Annotated in this window: 18 protein-coding genes; 2 read left to right on the top strand and 16 right to left on the bottom strand. The window is 38.5% G+C overall.

What is annotated here, in order from left to right; translation table 11 throughout:
• Positions 1-129 precede the first annotated feature (129 nt).
• The 5 genes from ACIQZG_RS23490 to adh form a co-directional block, all read right to left on the bottom strand.
• On the bottom strand, positions 130-609 hold the full coding sequence (locus ACIQZG_RS23490; RefSeq protein WP_402758425.1) for an acyl-CoA thioesterase: 480 nt from the start codon (positions 607-609) through the stop codon (positions 130-132).
• Positions 610-686: 77 nt separating this feature from the next.
• Complete coding sequence (locus ACIQZG_RS23485; protein WP_402758423.1) at positions 687-2114, bottom strand: aldehyde dehydrogenase family protein; 1428 nt, start codon at positions 2112-2114, stop codon at positions 687-689.
• A 42-nt stretch (positions 2115-2156) separates the two neighbouring features.
• The gene (locus tag ACIQZG_RS23480) at positions 2157-3125 is read right to left on the bottom strand and encodes a DUF4003 family protein (protein WP_402758421.1); all 969 of its coding nucleotides are present in this window, start codon (positions 3123-3125) and stop codon (positions 2157-2159) included.
• Positions 3126-3457: 332 nt separating this feature from the next.
• Positions 3458-3817 carry a DUF779 domain-containing protein gene (locus ACIQZG_RS23475; protein WP_402758420.1) on the bottom strand — a complete coding sequence of 120 codons (360 nt, stop codon included), beginning with the start codon at positions 3815-3817 and terminating at the stop codon, positions 3458-3460.
• 20 nt (positions 3818-3837) lie between these two features.
• A complete protein-coding gene (adh, locus tag ACIQZG_RS23470; protein WP_402758418.1) occupies positions 3838-5358 on the bottom strand; it encodes an aldehyde dehydrogenase in 1521 nt (506 codons plus the stop codon).
• Positions 5359-5603: 245 nt separating this feature from the next.
• Between adh and rluF the strand changes: the two genes are divergently transcribed.
• Together rluF and ACIQZG_RS23460 are read left to right on the top strand one after the other, a co-directional pair.
• Positions 5604-6305 (top strand): 23S rRNA pseudouridine(2604) synthase RluF, encoded by a 702-nt coding sequence (gene rluF, locus ACIQZG_RS23465; RefSeq protein WP_402758416.1) that lies wholly within the window; start codon positions 5604-5606, stop codon positions 6303-6305.
• Between the two features lie 25 nt (positions 6306-6330).
• Entirely contained in the window at positions 6331-7050 is a 720-nt protein-coding gene (locus tag ACIQZG_RS23460; RefSeq protein WP_402758414.1) for a DUF6904 family protein, read from the top strand.
• 263 nt (positions 7051-7313) lie between these two features.
• On the opposite strand, the gene ACIQZG_RS23455 is transcribed toward ACIQZG_RS23460, so the two are convergent.
• The 11 genes from ACIQZG_RS23455 to ACIQZG_RS23405 form a co-directional block, all read right to left on the bottom strand.
• Positions 7314-7811: a cupin domain-containing protein gene (locus ACIQZG_RS23455; protein ID WP_402758412.1), complete on the bottom strand. Its 498-nt coding sequence runs from the start codon at positions 7809-7811 to the stop codon at positions 7314-7316.
• 112 nt (positions 7812-7923) lie between these two features.
• Positions 7924-8631: an ABC transporter ATP-binding protein gene (locus tag ACIQZG_RS23450; protein WP_402758410.1), complete on the bottom strand. Its 708-nt coding sequence runs from the start codon at positions 8629-8631 to the stop codon at positions 7924-7926.
• Positions 8631-9410, bottom strand: coding sequence for an ABC transporter ATP-binding protein (locus tag ACIQZG_RS23445; protein ID WP_402758408.1), 780 nt, complete (start codon positions 9408-9410; stop codon positions 8631-8633). Before ACIQZG_RS23445 ends, ACIQZG_RS23450 begins: the two co-directional genes overlap by 1 nt.
• Positions 9407-10345, bottom strand: a complete 939-nt coding sequence (locus tag ACIQZG_RS23440; RefSeq protein WP_402758406.1) for a branched-chain amino acid ABC transporter permease — start codon at positions 10343-10345, stop codon at positions 9407-9409. Before ACIQZG_RS23440 ends, ACIQZG_RS23445 begins: the two co-directional genes overlap by 4 nt.
• A 13-nt stretch (positions 10346-10358) precedes the next feature.
• Positions 10359-11234, bottom strand: a complete 876-nt coding sequence (locus ACIQZG_RS23435; RefSeq protein WP_402758404.1) for a branched-chain amino acid ABC transporter permease — start codon at positions 11232-11234, stop codon at positions 10359-10361.
• Between the two features lie 208 nt (positions 11235-11442).
• Complete coding sequence (locus tag ACIQZG_RS23430) at positions 11443-12669, bottom strand: ABC transporter substrate-binding protein (RefSeq protein WP_402758402.1); 1227 nt, start codon at positions 12667-12669, stop codon at positions 11443-11445.
• A 431-nt stretch (positions 12670-13100) separates the two neighbouring features.
• Entirely contained in the window at positions 13101-13703 is a 603-nt protein-coding gene (locus ACIQZG_RS23425) for a class I SAM-dependent methyltransferase (protein WP_402758400.1), read from the bottom strand.
• Positions 13704-13792: 89 nt separating this feature from the next.
• Positions 13793-15733: a CotH kinase family protein gene (locus tag ACIQZG_RS23420; RefSeq protein ID WP_402758398.1), complete on the bottom strand. Its 1941-nt coding sequence runs from the start codon at positions 15731-15733 to the stop codon at positions 13793-13795.
• A gap of 70 nt (positions 15734-15803) precedes the next feature.
• Positions 15804-16487, bottom strand: a complete 684-nt coding sequence (locus ACIQZG_RS23415; RefSeq protein WP_402758396.1) for a DUF4956 domain-containing protein — start codon at positions 16485-16487, stop codon at positions 15804-15806.
• Positions 16488-16522: 35 nt separating this feature from the next.
• Positions 16523-17227, bottom strand: a complete 705-nt coding sequence (locus tag ACIQZG_RS23410) for a polyphosphate polymerase domain-containing protein (RefSeq protein ID WP_402758394.1) — start codon at positions 17225-17227, stop codon at positions 16523-16525.
• A 9-nt stretch (positions 17228-17236) separates the two neighbouring features.
• A complete protein-coding gene (locus ACIQZG_RS23405) occupies positions 17237-18109 on the bottom strand; it encodes a peptidylprolyl isomerase (protein ID WP_402758392.1) in 873 nt (290 codons plus the stop codon).
• Positions 18110-18312: the final 203 nt, after the last annotated feature.

Raw genomic sequence — 18312 nt, 5'->3', positions numbered from 1 at the left:
GGACACCCTTGCTCTTGGCTAACCTCTACTTCTGTCTTCGGGGTTCGGGACTTACACCCTATAGTTCATGTGCATGCCGGGCGCACCAAAAAAAGGAAATTGATATTACCTCATCAATTTCCTTTTTCATTAGTGTGACAATAAACGTTTTTGTTTCCGGTGCTCTCTACGGGCTGGTCCTGTTTCAAACAAACGTTTTTCCGCATCGGTTTCCGGATAAATCCCCGGAATAGCCTTCGGATTGCCCTTACTATCCACAGCAACCATCGTTACAAATGATTCTGTCGTTAACTTTTCTTCACCTGTTTCAATGTTTCGTGAAACGACTCGGACATAAACTTCCATCGAAGAACGACCTGTCGAGGAAACGATGCTTTCAATTTCAAGAATATCGCCCACATGTGCTGATGATAAAAAATCAACCGAATCTATTGAAGCTGTAACAACATGGCCTTTTGCATGCTTCATCGCTGTAATGGCAGCAATTTCGTCAATATAAGCTAGCACCCTTCCTCCAAAGATGGAATTGTGGTTATTTGTATCTGGCGGCAATACAAGACGCGATTGAACCGTACGTGATTGGCTCATTGGTACTGCATTGTTTGTCATAGTAGATTTTACATCCCTTCGTGTATATGATTCCACCATCGTATCGCGATTATTATTTTAAATCAATTTTCTCATAACTAGAACGACTTTTTCATCGTAATAAACTTCACATCCGTCATCTCTTCAATGGCCCACTTGATGCCTTCACGACCATATCCACTCATCTTAATGCCCCCATAAGGCATATTATCGACACGGAATGTCGGAATATCATTAATAATGACCGCACCTGCCTGCAATTCATCTGCAGCATGCAATGCATCTGGTAATATATTCGTATAAATACCAGCATTTAAGCCAAGTTCCGACTCATTTACAAGTCGAATAGCGTCGTCTAATGTTTCATATGAAACAATTGAGACGATTGGCGCAAATGTTTCCTGACAAATAACTTTCATATCCGCCGTCACATTTGTCATGACAGTCGGCGTTAAAGTACGCTCTGTAAAACTCCCACCTGTAGCTACAACAGCCCCTTGATTCTTCGCTTCGTCAATCCATTCTCGAATACGCGCTACTTCTCCAGGGTTAATCATCGCACTAATATCTGTGTTTTTATCGAGGGGATCACCTACAACTAGCTTCTCTGTTTCTGCAACAAATGCTTTCGTAAATTCATCGACAATTGAGGAATGCACATAAATACGCTGTAAAGAAATACAAACCTGTCCAGCAAAATTAAATGCCCCACTAACGCACCGTGAAATGACTTTATCAATTGGTGTAGATGGCTCTACAATGACCGCTGCATTCGAGCCAAGTTCTAGTGTTACTTTACGTAAGCCGACCTTTTCTTTAATACCTAGCCCAACTTTACCACTGCCTGTGAACGTCACTTTCTTCACAAGTGGATGCGTGACAAGTGTATCACTTAACTCGCTTCCGCTACCTGTCACGATCTGCAAAGCTCCATCTGGTAATCCTGCCTCTTTAAAGATTTCAGCCATTACAATCGAGCTAAGCGGCGTTTGTGTAGCTGGCTTTAACACAACTGTATTTCCAACTGCAAAGGCTGGACCCAATTTATGAGCTACTAGATTGAATGGAAAGTTAAATGGAGTAATCGCAGATATTACACCTAGTGGTTCTCGTTTTGTCCACCCAATACGATCGCCAGCACCTGGTGCCGCGTCCATTGGCACCGTCTCTCCCATTGCCTGCTTAGCACTCTCTGCTGCAAATTGATATGTAGCAATAGTACGATCAATTTCAGTTAAGCCTGCAGATAAAGGTTTTCCTGCTTCTAGCGCTAATATTTCAGCTAATTCTCCCTTACGACCTCGTAAAATATCGACAACTCTATATAAAATTTCGGCACGCTCATACGCTGTTGTCTTTTTAAATAATTGGAACGCCTCATGCGCACCCCTTATAGCACGTTCTACATCCTGAACCGAGCCCTTGGCCACCTTTGCAATTACTCCACCACTATACGGTGAAGTAAGATCATATACTTTTGTTGTATCTTGCCATTGCCCATTAATCCATAGTTTTGTTTCCTTCATTATTAAAAAGCCCCCCGGATAATTGTATTCTTCCATATCTTATCATGAAGAACTAGAACTAGATGCGACCGCTGCAGCCGTTATTGTTGCCATCATTGCGGCCTGCTGTGCTTGTATCAATAGCTCAATGGATGACATAATTGCCATCGACAAAGACTGTTGTACAATCGCCATATCGTAAATTGCTATTTGCACAGCCATGAATAGGACAAATTCACGATGCCATTTTAATAACTTCATACCCTTTAATTCATGATACAAATCTATTACTTGCTGTAGTTGCAATGCGTTCAATTTAAGAATTGCTAAAAAACCGAGTAATGGGTAATGCATATACTTCACTTTAACATTTTGCTTTTTTAGCGTATCACGTATAGCTACAACGCTTGGTACAAGATTACTATCATACTGTGCTGAAGAAAATGTCAGTACCTGTGAAAGCCACTGTAGTTCATTACCCGCGCTAAAATTGTATGTGCGAAGCTCTTTGTAATAACGATTCATAGTTTCAGCACGTAAACCGGCATCCTCATTTGGACCACTTAGTAATACGGTATATGGAATATCATCAAATGACGTCAAAAATCGATGATGCTTACGAATTGCTTCATACAAAGTTCGTGCATTTTGCGCATGTGCCTTTTTTTCGTGATCATTCTTTGTCAAAAACTGAGCACCAATAAAGCTAAAACTGCCGCTTTTAAATTTAGCTGATTTTAGTATCTTCTCATTTTTTATTAGGTTTTCCACAGCTTGTTCCGAGCTTTCTTCCTCCATTAAGCTGGCCGCAATGCTATAACCAACAGAAGTACGTAACGGAGACACCCAAGATGATTGCTTTTTCATCTCTTGCAGGATTTCTTTATATTTTATCGCATCAAATGTTTTACCAGAAGCTACATACGTACTAGCAATCGCTAAAACTATTTTGCGGTCAACGGTCCAACCGGCTGCTTTTGCTACCTCATCTACTGTTTGTGTAAATTGATTTTCAATTATGACAAAGTCCATTTCCAACACACTCCTTTTTATTATTTACGCATTATGTATTACAAAAGATTCGACCATTTGTAATATTCATAATAAAATGTAACGTTAAATTAATGTATAGGAGTAGGTTTAATATGTTTTAATAAAAGAAAAAAATAGTTGAGGTGTTCCTAATGATTACAACCATTAATAAAAAATTTTTATTCGACATAAATTTGCAGGAACGTATGCGATTATTTTTACTTTTACAAAGGTCCCCAAAAAATAAGAAGCTCAGAACATTATTTAGCTAAATGAAAAACAGCGGTAAGAAAAATGTAAAATTTTCCTCAGCGCTGCTTCAACTAAATTATTCAAATCAAATTTAACTCTGTTAATTCTTCTTTAGAAAACGCTCTAGACCTTGTCAAAAATCGTTTACCTTCCACACCATCAAGTGAAAACATACCGCCTCGTCCGTCGACAACATCTAAAATGATTTGTGTGTGTTTCCAATATTCATACTGATTTTTGTGCATATAAAATTGGGCATCACCAACTTCACCTAGACATACATCTTGATCACCAAGTATTAAATCCCCAACAGGATAACACATTGGTGAGGAACCATCACAGCATCCACCAGATTGATGAAACATAATCGGTCCATGCTTGTCTCTCAATAAATGAATCAGTGCCAGCGCTTCTTCCGTTGCTTTCACACGTTCGCCCACGCCTCACACCCCCTTACTGATTAGAAGAAACCAAGTTTGTTTTCGCCATAGCTAACTAGTAAGTTTTTCGTTTGTTGGTAGTGCGATAACATCATTTTATGATTTTCACGGCCAATACCTGACATCTTATAACCGCCGAATGCAGCATGTGCAGGGTATGCATGGTAGCAGTTTGTCCAAACGCGTCCCGCTTGAATACCACGACCGAAACGATATGCCGTATTCATGTCACGCGTCCATACACCTGAACCTAAGCCGTATAATGTGTCGTTAGCAATTTCAAGCGCTTCTTCTTTTGTCTTGAACGTTGTTACTGCCACAACCGGCCCGAAAATTTCTTCTTGGAAAATACGCATTTTGTTATGTCCTTTAAAGACTGTCGGTTTAATGTAGTAACCATTTTCAAATTCGCCACCAAGATTATTACGCTCACCACCAATTAGGCAATCAGCACCCTCTTGCTTACCAATATCTAAGTAAGAAAGAATTTTCTCCATTTGCTCGCTTGAAGCTTGTGCACCCATCATCGTATTTGGATCTAATGGATTGCCTGTTTGAATTGCTTCTACACGTTGAATAACACGTTCCATAAATGCATCGTATATAGATTCTTGAATTAACGCACGTGAAGGGCATGTACATACTTCCCCTTGGTTCAGTGCAAATAATACAAAGCCTTCTACTGCTTTATCTAAAAAGGCGTCATCTTTATCCATAATATCTTCGAAGAAAATATTTGGAGATTTCCCGCCTAGCTCTAACGTAACTGGAATAAGATTTTGAGAAGCATATTGCATAATTAAGCGACCAGTAGTCGTTTCACCAGTAAAGGCAATTTTGCCGATACGTGGATTCGATGCAAGTGGTTTCCCTGCTTCCAAACCAAAACCATTCACTACATTCAGTACACCTGGTGGTAGTAAATCTTCAATTAACTCTAGTAATACCATAATAGATACTGGAGTTTGCTCTGCTGGCTTTAATACAACACAATTTCCTGCTGCCAAAGCAGGTGCTAGCTTCCAAACAGCCATTAGAATAGGGAAGTTCCACGGAATAATTTGTCCAACTACACCAATCGGTTCATGGAAATGATAAGCTACAGTATCATTATCCACCTGACTTAGCGCTCCCTCTTGTGCACGAAGAGCTCCCGCGAAATAACGAAAGTGATCTATTGCTAAAGGAATATCAGCATTTAATGTCTCACGCACTGCTTTACCATTATCCCATGATTCAGCAACAGCAAGCTTTTCTAGGTTTTCTTCAATTCGATCTGCTATCTTAAGTAAAATATTTGAGCGTTCTGTTACAGATGTTTGCCCCCATGCATCTTTAGCCGCATGTGCTGCGTCAAGTGCAAGTTCAATATCCTCTGCTGTCGAACGGGCTGCTTGTGTAAAAACTTGTCCAGTAACAGGAGTAACATTATCAAAGTATTGGCCTTTTACAGGGGGTGTCCATTCGCCACCAATATAATTATCATATTTCTCTTTGAATTGAACTACCGATCCTTGAGTGTTTGGAAATGCATAAACCATTTTACTTCTCCCCTTTACACAAAATAATTAGAAAACATCTAGAAAAATCATTATTTTATATAGAAATAACAACATTTCTCTATATATCTTCTTAACCACTATATTGTCAGAAAAGAATAATAATTACAACTTTTATATGGGAAATTTTATATAGAATTTATTTTTACTAGAATACCTTCAAAAATTCACGTGAAATCCATTGATACGGTATACTTAACATAACTAAAATTGTATAGGAGACAGATATGCGTATTAATAAATATTTAAGTGAAACTGGTATCGTATCACGTCGTGGCGCTGATAGATGGGTTGAGGAAGGCAAAGTAACAATTAATGGTGAACTTGCAACTGTCGGTAGTCAAGTGGAAGTCGGAGATGTTGTTTGTGTAGATGGTAAAGAAGTGAAAAAAGAAGAGCAGCTTGTATATATTGTACTGAATAAACCGGTAGGCATTACAAGTACAACTGAACAACATATTAAAGGTAATGTCGTGGACTTCATTAATCATCCACTACGAATTTTCCATATCGGCCGACTCGACAAGGACTCTGAAGGCCTATTACTACTAACAAACGATGGTGATATCGTTAATAAAATATTACGTGCTGAAAATCATCATGAAAAAGAATACATTGTCCAAGTCGATCATTCAATTACCGATGAATTCATTCAAAAAATGGGCGCGGGTGTAGATATATTAGATACAACAACTTTACCTTGTCATGTGGAAAAAATTTCGGATAAAGTGTTTAAAATCATTTTAGAACAGGGGCTAAATCGCCAAATTCGCCGTATGTGTTCTGCACTTGGATACTCAGTCAAACGACTACAACGTATTCGCATTATGAATATTAAGCTCGGTAATTTAAAAGTCGGGCAATGGCGCGATCTAACAGATAAAGAAAGAGCAGAGCTATTTAAACTACTAGACTACACACCAAAATAATGAATTTCATAAAGGGGACACAGATATGCTTTCGATTCAAAGTACAGAGCAGCTCACAGGCGCTCGCATCAGTGGGGATTTTTGGGATTTAGATGAACTTATCAATGCTATTTATGCTATTACAGGTGATGAAAATAAGTACTATGACTACCAAGGTGCGCGTAATCGCATCCTTGGTGTCTGTTACAATCTTCGTCATGCTACTCAAGGCGATTATCATATAGAATTTGTCGGTAACGGCCTAAACAAGAGTATTCTAACGCAGCATCAAATGATTGTACCTAAAAAAAATGTATATTTTTCAACTGAAGTATTTTGGCCAGAGCTTATTTTTACTGCAATTGCGTTAAATGATTTTATTCGACTACATCAAGAACGAATTGATGCTTCCGATTGGAATATACATATTGCCACGATTCGTAAATTCCAAGCAACGGTAGCTGAGTGTTTGGAACAAGAACTTGATGAAGAAGAGTATCTCGTATTTTTAAAAATGCTACATACAAAGATGCCATTGACATTCCGTTATGCTACGCAATATGTCGATGTACTTAATATAGAATTTATACATTTAAGTACAGAAGAACGCAAAGCGCATCTTGCTGCTTTTGCCTTACGTCTTATGCTCGAAGACGAGGAATACATAGCTTTAAAAGCACAACTAATAGAAGCAGCAAAAACGACTAAAAACGCTCTTCACGAACTTCAAATTAACATCAAGTATCCAGAGGAAATTATTTGGTGAGCGTTTCCTACAAAATGAGAAGGCTATCCAATAAGTCCCTTTAAGCAGAACAACTGGCTTTCTATATGGTAAAAATCCACTTCGCTTTCCGCGGGCACAGCGTAAGTCGCAACCCTCGCTCCGCGCGGTTTGTTGCGTCTTACGTCTTGTGCTGTTCCCGCAGGAGTCTACGTGGATTTTTACCTTTACATCAAAAAAACGGCATATTAAAAGTACTCTCAGCACACTACCTTACTCTTCGGGCAGCCCCCTCTTTTAACCAGTTATTCAATTTTCTCATACGCCATTTTACGAATGACTGCCTCATGCTGTGGAAAATCAGCTAGCAGCTCTGCCTGCGTAAACATTTCAAAATCTGCAAAGTCGAATCCTGGTGCAACCATACAACCAACTAAACTAAATGTATCTGCATCATCTACCGAAGAACCGAAAATTGTATTCTTTGGTACGAGCACTTGTGGCACTTCGCCTGCTTCTAAATTTAGTCCTAGTTTCTTCGCTTCATACGTACCATCTGGGTAAATTATATGAACGGTAAGTGAGCTCCCTCCATGGTAATACCATAATTCATCTGATTTCAAACGATGCAAATGCGAGATATCTTGTGAGCGTAATAAAAAATAAATGCTTGTATATAATGGTCTTTCTACTTCTCGTACAGTTATTTGATCTTCCGCGCGAAATGTCGACGTATAATAGCCACCTTCTGGATGTTCTACTAAATTTAAATAATCGATAAAATATTGTGCTGAATTCTGCATAGATGTTCACTCCTTTCTCCTACTCTATCAAAAGACTACGGTCAGGCGCCACCCCTATCTTTCAATAGAATGCAAAAAGCCACGACAACAAAAGCTGTCGTGACTTCGATTCTTATAAACCACCTAAATAAGCAGCTTTTACCTGCTCACTTTCTTGTAATTCCTTCGCCGTCCCTGAAAGTACAATACGCCCTGTTTCTAATACATATGCACGGTTCGCAACCGATAAAGCCATATTCGCATTTTGTTCCACTAGTAACACAGTAGTACCTTCTTTATTAACTTGCTCTATAATATTGAAGATATTTTTAACCATTAACGGTGCTAATCCCATTGAAGGTTCGTCCATTAGTAATAGCTTTGGTTTTGCCATCAACGCACGGCCCATCGCTAGCATTTGCTGTTCCCCACCAGATAAAGTACCTGACTGCTGTTTACGACGCTCTTCTAGTCGTGGAAATAGCTCAAATACATGATTCATATCTTTTTTAATGCCCGCCTTATCATTACGGAGATATGCACCTAATTCTAGATTTTCTTCTACTGACATATTGGCAAAAACACGGCGACCCTCTGGTACATGCGAAATCCCTGATTTTACGATGGTTTGTGCAGCCTTACCAGCAATCGAGAATCCTTCATATTCAATGATGCCACCTTTTGGTTTCAGTAAGCCTGATAATGTTTTTAGTAGTGTACTTTTACCGGCACCGTTTGCACCAATTAATGTGACAATTTCACCCTCATTTACTTCTAAAGAGAGGCCCTTTAATGCTTGGATGTTCCCGTAGAATACATCGATATCTTGTACTTTTAGCATTAGCTGATAACCTCCTCACCAAGGTAAGCCTCAATTACCTTTGGATTGTTGCGAATTTCCTCTGGAGTACCATTAGCAATGAGTTGCCCATGGTCGAGTACGTAAATACGTTCACAAATCCCCATAACTAAGCTCATATCATGTTCAATGAGAAGGATTGTTAAACCAAACTCTTTACGGATAAATGCGATTAATTCCATTAAATCATGTGTTTCCTGCGGGTTCATCCCTGCTGCTGGTTCGTCCAGTAACAACAGTTTGGGATTTGCCGCAAGGGCTCGTGCAATTTCTAAGCGACGTTGCATTCCGTATGGTAGATTTTTAGATAGCTCATCCTTATAAACATCTAAGCCAAATATTTTTAAAAACGCAATCGATTGTTGCTCCATTTCGGCTTCGCCTTTAAAGTGATTTGGCAAACGGAAAATCGATGCCCACATTGAATGTTTGGCAAGCGAATGATTGGCTACTTTTACATTATCTAAAACAGATAGCTCTTTAAACAGACGTATGTTTTGGAATGTACGGCTGATTCCTTTTTGTGTTACTTGATAAGGAGCTAAACCATTTAGTTTTTTACCATCGAATGTTATTGTGCCTTCAGTTGGTTTATACACCCCTGTTAGCATGTTAAAGCTTGTCGTTTTACCAGCACCATTCGGGCCAATAAGTCCGACTAATTCACCACTATTTAGGTACAGATTAACGCCCTGTACCGCCTTTAAACCACCAAACTGAATACCCATGTTTTCAACATTTAGAAGAAGGCTGCTAGTCATTGTTTTGCCCCTCCTTTTTTACCGAACTTGAATAAACTCGTAATTTCTTTCGTACCCATTAAGCCCGCTGGACGGTATAGCATTACGATTATTAGTACTAAACTGTAGATAATCATACGAGTCTCTGGGAAGTTTGCTAAGTACATTGAAACAATTGTTAAGAAAATCGCTGCAAGGACAGAGCCTGAAAGACTTCCTAAACCACCAAGTACTACGTATATTAAAATATCAAATGATTTTAAGAATCCAAAAGTCGCCGGTTGAATAATAAAGAAGTTATGAGCAAATATCGCACCCGCTAGCCCTGCAAAGAATGATCCAATCGCAAATGCTACTACCTTATAGTACGTTGTGTTAATGCCCATCGCATCCGCTGCAATTTCATCCTCACGAATCGAAATACACGCACGACCATGTCGAGAATTTGTGAAGTTAGCAATCACAACAATCGTTAGTACTACACCTACAAATGCATATGTCCAAGTCGATAAATACTTCACTTGCATCCCTGCTGCGCCACCTACGTAATCTGTGTTTAAAAAAACTATACGGATTATTTCAGCAAATCCAAGTGTCGCAATTGCTAAATAGTCCCCTTTTAAACGTAATGTAGGAATACCTACGATTAAACCTGCAACTGTGGCTGCCAGCGCTCCTAAGAAAATTGCTAATGGGAAAGGCAGTAGAAGCTTCGTTGTGATAATTGCAGAAACATAGGCACCCACAGCTAGGAACCCAGCGTGTCCAATAGAAAATTGGCCTGTAACACCAATAACAATGTGTAAACTTACCGCTAACATGATGTTAATACACATCGTGATTAACATATTTTTATAGTAAATATCAATAACTTCCGTCGTAATTAACGTCTGAACTACGGCATAGATGACTAGCGCTAATACGGCATAACCCCAGAAAACTTTAGACTTTTTCATCATTACCGCTCACCTACACTTTCTCGCGGGCGTTTTTACCAAAGATACCCGATGGTTTGAATATTAAAATTACAATTAAAATAACGAATGCCGCTGCATCGCGCCATAAAGAAAAACCAAGTGCACTAACAATTGACTCCACGACACCAAGTAACATTCCGCCGACCATAGCACCTGGAATAATACCAATCCCACCTAAAACAGCGGCAATAAACGCTTTAACCCCTGGAATTACACCCATTAACGGATCTATTTTTGTATAGTACACACCAAAAATGACACCGGCAGCACCTGCTAATGCTGAACCAATCGCGAATGTTGCTGAGATTGTATTATCTACGTTTATACCCATTAGCTTTGCTGCATCTGCATCATGTGATACTGCACGCATCGCCTTACCAATTTTCGTTTTATGTACGATAAATTGTAAAAGTAGCATCAGTACAACGGATACCGATAAAATCAATAGAGATGTACTACTGATTTGGACACCAAATACATCTAAAATTTTATTTTGAACTACTTCAGGATAGGCAGCTGGCTGTGCGCCTCTGAAGAAAATCGTTGTATATTCAATTAGTAGTGATACCCCTATTGCAGTAATGAGGGCAGCAATACGTGTCGCATTACGCAAACGTTTATAGGCTATACGTTCAATTAACATACCGAATATGGCACAAACCGCCATCGCTAATAATAATGCAGGAAAGAAGCCAAGTTCCCATTTTGCAATTGCGTAAAAACCGATAAATGCGCCAATCATGAACACGTCACCATGCGCAAAGTTAATCAGCTTAATAATACCGTATACCATCGTATAGCCTAACGCTATTAACGCATAAATACTACCTAGTGAGATACCATTTACAAGTTGTTGTATCCATTCCATGAACCTTCACTCCCTTTTTGTTTATTTTTCGAAAGGGAAAGACGTGACAAATTTCCACATATCCTATCGCAGAAAGTCCAACGTCCCTCATAAACAACTATTCTAGATTCCTTTTGTTAAAATCTTATGTTCGCTTCTAGTATCAAATGTCTAAGTATTACCCATAGAAAAAGGAGGCGAATTTGTCCGCCTCCTTTGCCCACAAGAATTAAGGATTTACTTTAGAGTTGAACACTTGCTTACCGTCTTTGTATTCAAGAACTGTTGCTGGTTTAATTGGGTTATGGTTTTCATCAACTGAGAAATTACCTGTTACTAATTTAAGATCTTTTGTACCCTCTAATGCTTTTTTAATTGCTTCGCCATCCGTTGAACCTGCTCGTTTGATCGCATCTACAAGGAAGTGCATTGAGTCATAGCCCAAGACATTGAAAGCATCCGGTGCTTTGTCGCCATTAGCCTTTTTAAAAGCCGCCACGAAGTCTTGGATTATCGACTCCGGATCTTTAGCAGAATAGTGATTGATCTGGAATGTGTTATTTAATGCCTTTTCACCAGCTAAATCTACTAAAGTCGGAGAATCCCATCCATCAGCGCCCATTAGCGGTACTGTAATACCCATTTCACGCGCTTGTTTGACGATTAGCCCCACCTCTTCGTAATAGCCTGGAATAAATACAAAATCAGGGTTCGCTTTTTTAACATTTGTTAACGTTGTTTTGAAGTCAGTATCTTTAGCAATATAATTTTCCTCGGCTACTACTTTAAGACCAGCTTTTTCAACGGTTTCTTTAAAGGATGCCGCTAGTCCCTTTGCATAATCTGAAGAGCTATCTGCAAAAATTGCAACATTTTTCGCACCTAAGTCATTCATTGCAAAGTTCCCCGCTACTGTTCCTTGGAAAGGATCAAGGAAACAAGTACGGAATACATATGGGTTAACTGTACCGTCGTCATTAACTGTTATACTTTCTGCAGTACCCGATCCTGTAACCATCGGTATTTTTTGTTCATTTGCAAGTGTTACTGTAGCAACTGTATTTCCTGATGTCGCGGGTGCTATCATTGCGACTACTTTCTCTTGTGTGATTAATTTCATCGCCATTGTTGCTGCTTCGGCATTTTCTGATTTATTATCTAACGGTATATATTCAATTTGCTTCCCATCGATGCCGCCCGCTGCATTAATTTCATCAACAGCTAACTTTGCGCCTAGGTTAATACCAGAACCGTAAGATGCTGCTGAACCAGACAGCTCCAAGTTTGCACCAATTTTGATTGTTTCTTCTTTAGTTTTATCTTTATCGCCGCCTGTTGAACCACCAGCGCTAGGCTTTGCATCATCCCCACCACCACAACCAGCTAGCACACCAGCAAGGAGTGATGAAGCAACTAGAAGTGAACCGAATTTTTTAAGCTTTTTGCTCTCTCTCATAATTAATCCTCCTATAACTTTCTCAAATTTTAGATATTTCTGATAATTATAAACAATTAAATCTATTACCTCAATAGCTGAAGTAATATTTTATAACTACCCCTTTAGAAAATATAACAATAATTATTCGAACCTTTTACATTGTAAAACATTCTATTTATTTAGTCTAGAGTGATTTTTTAGTATAATTAGTTTTTTATGAATAGTCACTCAACTTAGTAACTATGTACTTTAAGTCCTTTATTCTAGTATTTAAAACAATTATTTGAATCTTTTCCAAACTCCACTTTACACATCTTTTTTTTGAAAATTGATTGGCACTCATAGTTCGCTGTTATTTACTTCCCTCTTTCACTATCACTAAAACAATGGTATTGATCAAATTATTATTAGGCATACCAATTTGTGGCAACATAAAAAAGCTTAGTAAACTAAGCTTTTTCCAATGTAAACACACAAAGACGTTCATTTATATTTGTTTCGTTGCGTAAGTAAACTTCATGTGCCAATGCAAATGGTGTCCCGTATTCTAGAAATTGCAAATAGTCATGTGACGGGTAATACAAAATAAGGTGGATTTCACGCATATTTAGTTCATAAGACTTCCAAATATTATGGATGACCGTTCGGAAAATCTTAATGGAAAAAGGATTAAAAAAGAAAAATACATTATCAACTGATTTAATGGAATATTCCTCAGCAATTACGTGTTCAAAGGCTATGAGCTCGCCTTTGTGTTTCTTTTGAACGTAATTTATTTTATTGTGCTCCGCTTCTGCATGAAAACCAGCATCCATTTCTACACCTACTGTTGGGATATGAAATTTATCATGTATGTAGATTGGCACGCGCCCTTTACCACACCCCATATCCACAAATACAGGATTTTCAGGTAACTCGTACTGTTCAAACAACTGTTCTAGTCCTGCGTATGGCGTCGGTTCATACCGATGATAATGGGCTAATTTCGGAAAGCCATACTGCTCTCCTATTGTATTTATATTTAAATATTTATCAAATTGTTGTTCATTCAAATAAAGGACTCCCTCGGAAAATGAATGATTAATTTTAGCACGTGAAAAAGCAAAAACCATACCCAAAAGTTTGGATATGGCTTATTTTTTTAACGACCACGTCGATTAAAGCGGAAAACAAATACTAGAGCGCTTAATAATATTACTAGAGAGATGAGCACCATAATCACTGTGTTTTTATCAATGCTAACCAGTGTCACTGTTCCCTCATTAGCTTGTCCGCGCATGCCCATTGATTCTTCATTTCGATTCGGCCTTTGCATTTGGTCTCCATTTTGTTCGCCCCTCTGAGGCATTTGTGAAAAATCCCAATCCTCTGGCATTTGACTAGGGTCAAAGTCGGACGGCATTTGCAGTGGATTATTATCCATATTACCTGCTTGTTCACCATTTTCTTTTGGACCGCCGCCTTGTGAAGACGTATCAGCCTCAACAACAAGCTCACCAGACAATTGTTTTAAGATGGATGTTGAACGTTGTTTCGCAAACTCTGGTAAACTGTTGTCCCCTTCAACTCCTTCTAAAAATTGCTCAGTTGTCGAGAATTTTGTAGGATCAGCCTCAACATAAGTTGTTAACATCGCTGCTAAATTATTTGTAATGTTCTGTACGTAGTCTTCTGTTAAATAAGTCGTAGCTAACTCCTCTATATAACCTTCATAGATCTCACGATATTCATCATTTGAAAGCAGCGCATTCAATAAAGGACGTTCTTCTAACGTCGTGCCTGATACAGGTGTTGTAATACTGAAGTTGATAGCACTATCAGACATTAATTTGCCCGACATGCCCATCCCCATATCCATATCCATGCCACCACGTTGTGGTCGATTCCCAGCTTGCTGCTGTGTATCAGCATTAGTATTTGTGTTAACTTGCGTTTCTTCTTGTACAGGATTTTGATTTTGTTCAATTTCTGGCATTTGAGGTCCATTGCCATTCATTACAGGGGGCTGATTACCTTCTCGCTGTGGGCCACCCTGTGGCATTTCTCCATTTTGTGGTGGTTGCACATCTTGATTATTCATTAGCGGATCAGTGTCAGCCTCGTCTGTACCGTTTGTTTCAGTAGCTGTATTTACTTGTACTTGGTTTGGTCTGCCTCCCATCCCAACGCCGAAGCCACCGAATGACATATTATAATCCCATGGAATAATGGAGAATACACCATTATCTTCATACAAATAGTAATTGTGCTTCATACTGCCTTGATAACTGTCTAGGCTCACAAGTGCCGTATTGACAGCAAAATAACGCAACATTTCATCAACATCAATATACTTTTCGAGATCGCCACCGTTATTGATAACATTTAGCATTTCTATCAGCTTAGAATCCTCTATATTATCTTCATTCGTTTTTAGTCCAATCCCTGTGTAATCATCGATATTATCGCTAATATACTTCAAATCACTTCCCGTGCCATCAGGCTTAAACAAGAAACCATCGTTTGAACCAAAATTATTGGCAAGGAATGTCTCATCGATAGCTTCTACACCTAAATATAACCCTCTTTCTTCACCATTTACTGTGACATACATATATGAATTATTAGGAGTTGGTAGACCCATTTTCTCCATTAACTCATATGAAATGTACTCTCGCATTAACGTTGTATCGCTATAGTTATTGTTTAAGTTTAATTTTTTTAAGCCATATAAGCTTTGGCTATTATCATAGTAATCAAAGTCGATTTTCAAGCTATAACGATCTGAATCACTATTAACGACTGAACGAAGCGATGAATTCCCCTTCGTACGAATTGCCACGTTTTCAATTCTTTTGCCATTCACTGTGACATTTGCCTGCTTTAATTCCTCTTCTGCTGCATTTGCCAGCATATCTGCCCAATCTTCCTCAGCTATTTCAATATCTACCGTAGTTACTTTGCTCTTATTAAAAACGAGTGTCTCATAGGAAAACTCATCATTTTTTGTTTCAATCTTTATATTTGGGAGCACGGCTAACATCACGATAAAGAGTACGAGCAGAATCGCCATACACGAATAGACAACTCGGTTTTTAATCATAATGTGGTACCTCTTTTCTTCCTAGTAGTGAGAAGAGACCTGACGTACATCAGATCTCTTAATGTTTTGATTAAGCTGTAAAATTACCATCGTAGCTAAGCATTACTGCTGATTTTACGCCAGGCACTTTTGTAATTGTGTCCATCACTTTTGCATCATTTTGTTTAACACGAATTTCGTAAGTAAATTCAATTTCATAGTCTTGAATAATTGATTTTGACTTTAAAGCGAATTTTTTCGATTGTGCTGCGATGATGCGTTCTACTTCCTCACAAGCTAAATCCTCCTCAAATTTCACAATGAGTAAGTAAGGATTTTCAACCGTAATTTTGTTCACAAATACAAGTAGTACTACACCAATTAATACAGCACCAATAATGACAAGAGGGATGAAACCTGCACCACATAGGATACCCGAAACTATTGCCCAGAAAATATATACTAAATCCATTGGATCTTTAATCGGTGTGCGGAAACGAACAATCGATAAAGCCCCTACCATACCGAGTGATAATAAAACGTTTGAGCTAATACCCATAATGACTAATGAAGTTGCCATTGTCATGATGAGTAAAGAGATATTAAAAGAATGTGAGTAAATTACACCATTGAATGTTTTTTTGTATACCGCATAAATGAATAGCCCAATAAAAAAGGCTACGACCAACCCTATTAGTGAGTCAGTTAGCGAAAATGATGTTGTCTTCTCTAAGAAATTAGATTTAAAAATATCACCAAAATTTGTATTATTCATTGTCATTCTCTCCTTTAAGTTAATACATAACTAGATTAGCCGTACATACGACTAAGTTGATATTTTGAATAAGCTTCTGCACGTGTATCCACTGATTGCAGTAAAAACTTAATGATGTCAGGTAAATACTCATCATACTTTACTTCTAAAATAACAAGATTGGGTTCTAGTACATCGACCATTGGTAAGTTCTTATTGAACATATCCGTATTTCGCATGCTCGATTGGACTTTACTATCGAATGTGACACGTACGTTACCATAAAGGTAGGTGTATGCCTCCCGTTCATAATCGACCACTGTCATCGGCTTTAGCTGACTGTATTTCATTTCATGGAACAAATCGCGTATCAATGCACGTTCATCCTTTTCCATCCATGAAAAATCACCGATACGCATTAGTTCAAATTCATTTTGTGTGATAGCACATTTTGATTTGAATGTTAGGTTATTGCGTTTACTTTTTCGTTCTAAATTTATTACTTCAGCAGATTTCCCATAAATACGGACCCGGTATTTGTCACGATTTAAATAGCCTTCTTTTTTCTCATTCAACACTTTGTTCTCAAAGTTATCGAAATACGTACTTCGAATTAAATATTTGCCATTTATTCCTGCATTTCGATCAAGTTGCATCACATGCTGCAACTTACTTTTTAAAATAGCGTAGTCTGCATATGAAATAGCTTGTTTTATTTCTTTACGGCCATTGGGATTAAAAGAAGTTTGTATTGGCACCATAGTCACTCCTTATTTTGTTAATTTTGTCTCAATGTCATATTCGGCTTTTTTGTCAGTTACCCACGCTGCATACTCGTCATTCACTCGGGATTCGAGTACGGTTTCATATACTTCATCTTTTATATCTTCAAATACCGCTTCCTCCGCTGGTACTTTGCCAGTTACTTTTATGATGTGATAGCCTTCGGGCGTTTGCACTACCTCGCTCACAGCATCCTTCTCAAGCGCAAACATAGCTTCTTCAAAGGCCTCATCCATTCGACCTCGGCTAACATAGCCTAAATCACCGCCATCCTCTTTGGTTTCTGTATCAACAGAATACTCCTTTGCTAATTCTGCAAAATCTTCACCTGCTTTTACTTTCGTTAAGACTTCTTTGGCAGTCGTCTCATCTTCGAGCAAAATATGACTTGCTACGATTTGTTCATCTTGCCCGTAATTATCCTTGTTGTTTTCAAAATACTCCTCTACTTCCTCATCAGTAATCTCAATACTTGCTGCAATAACTTGCTTCGTTAATTGATAGTTACGAATATTGTCTTTCAGCGCATCCTCTGTTAAACCATTTGCTTCAAGCACTTCATTTACTGAATCTACACCGCCGTATGCTTCTACAAATTCTTCATACTCAGCTTGAATGACCTCATCTGAAACATTAATATTTTGCTTCTTCGCTTCGAGCTCCACAATTTTATTGGTGATTAATGTATCGAGCACCTCTGCACCATATTGGTTGAGTAATGCCTCATCAAGCTCTGTTTGTAAAATCTTTTCACCCTCTACTTTCGCTACATAATCACTACTATTTGAGCAACCCACTAGTAGAGCCGATAACACGATCGGTAAGACTATTACTCTGAAACTCCTTTTATACTTCAACATTTTTATATCTCCCTTCCTGAACGATGTAGCTTTATTTACATTGCCTACTATAAAAGTCCAATGTGTCAGCTAGATGTCAGCTTTACTTTTTCTTTAAGGAATTTTTACAAAATCGAGTAGGAGGGAGCGACTAACTCCCGTCCTCTCACACCACCGTACGTACGGATCCGTATACGGCGGTTCCATGAAGTCTGACGGACAGC

Source organism: Lysinibacillus sp. NPDC096418 (assembly GCF_044762775.1).
Classification (GTDB): Bacteria; Bacillota; Bacilli; order Bacillales_A; family Planococcaceae; genus Lysinibacillus.
The sequence above is the reverse complement of the archived record's forward strand: the minus strand, read 5'-3'. Positions and strand labels throughout refer to the sequence as shown.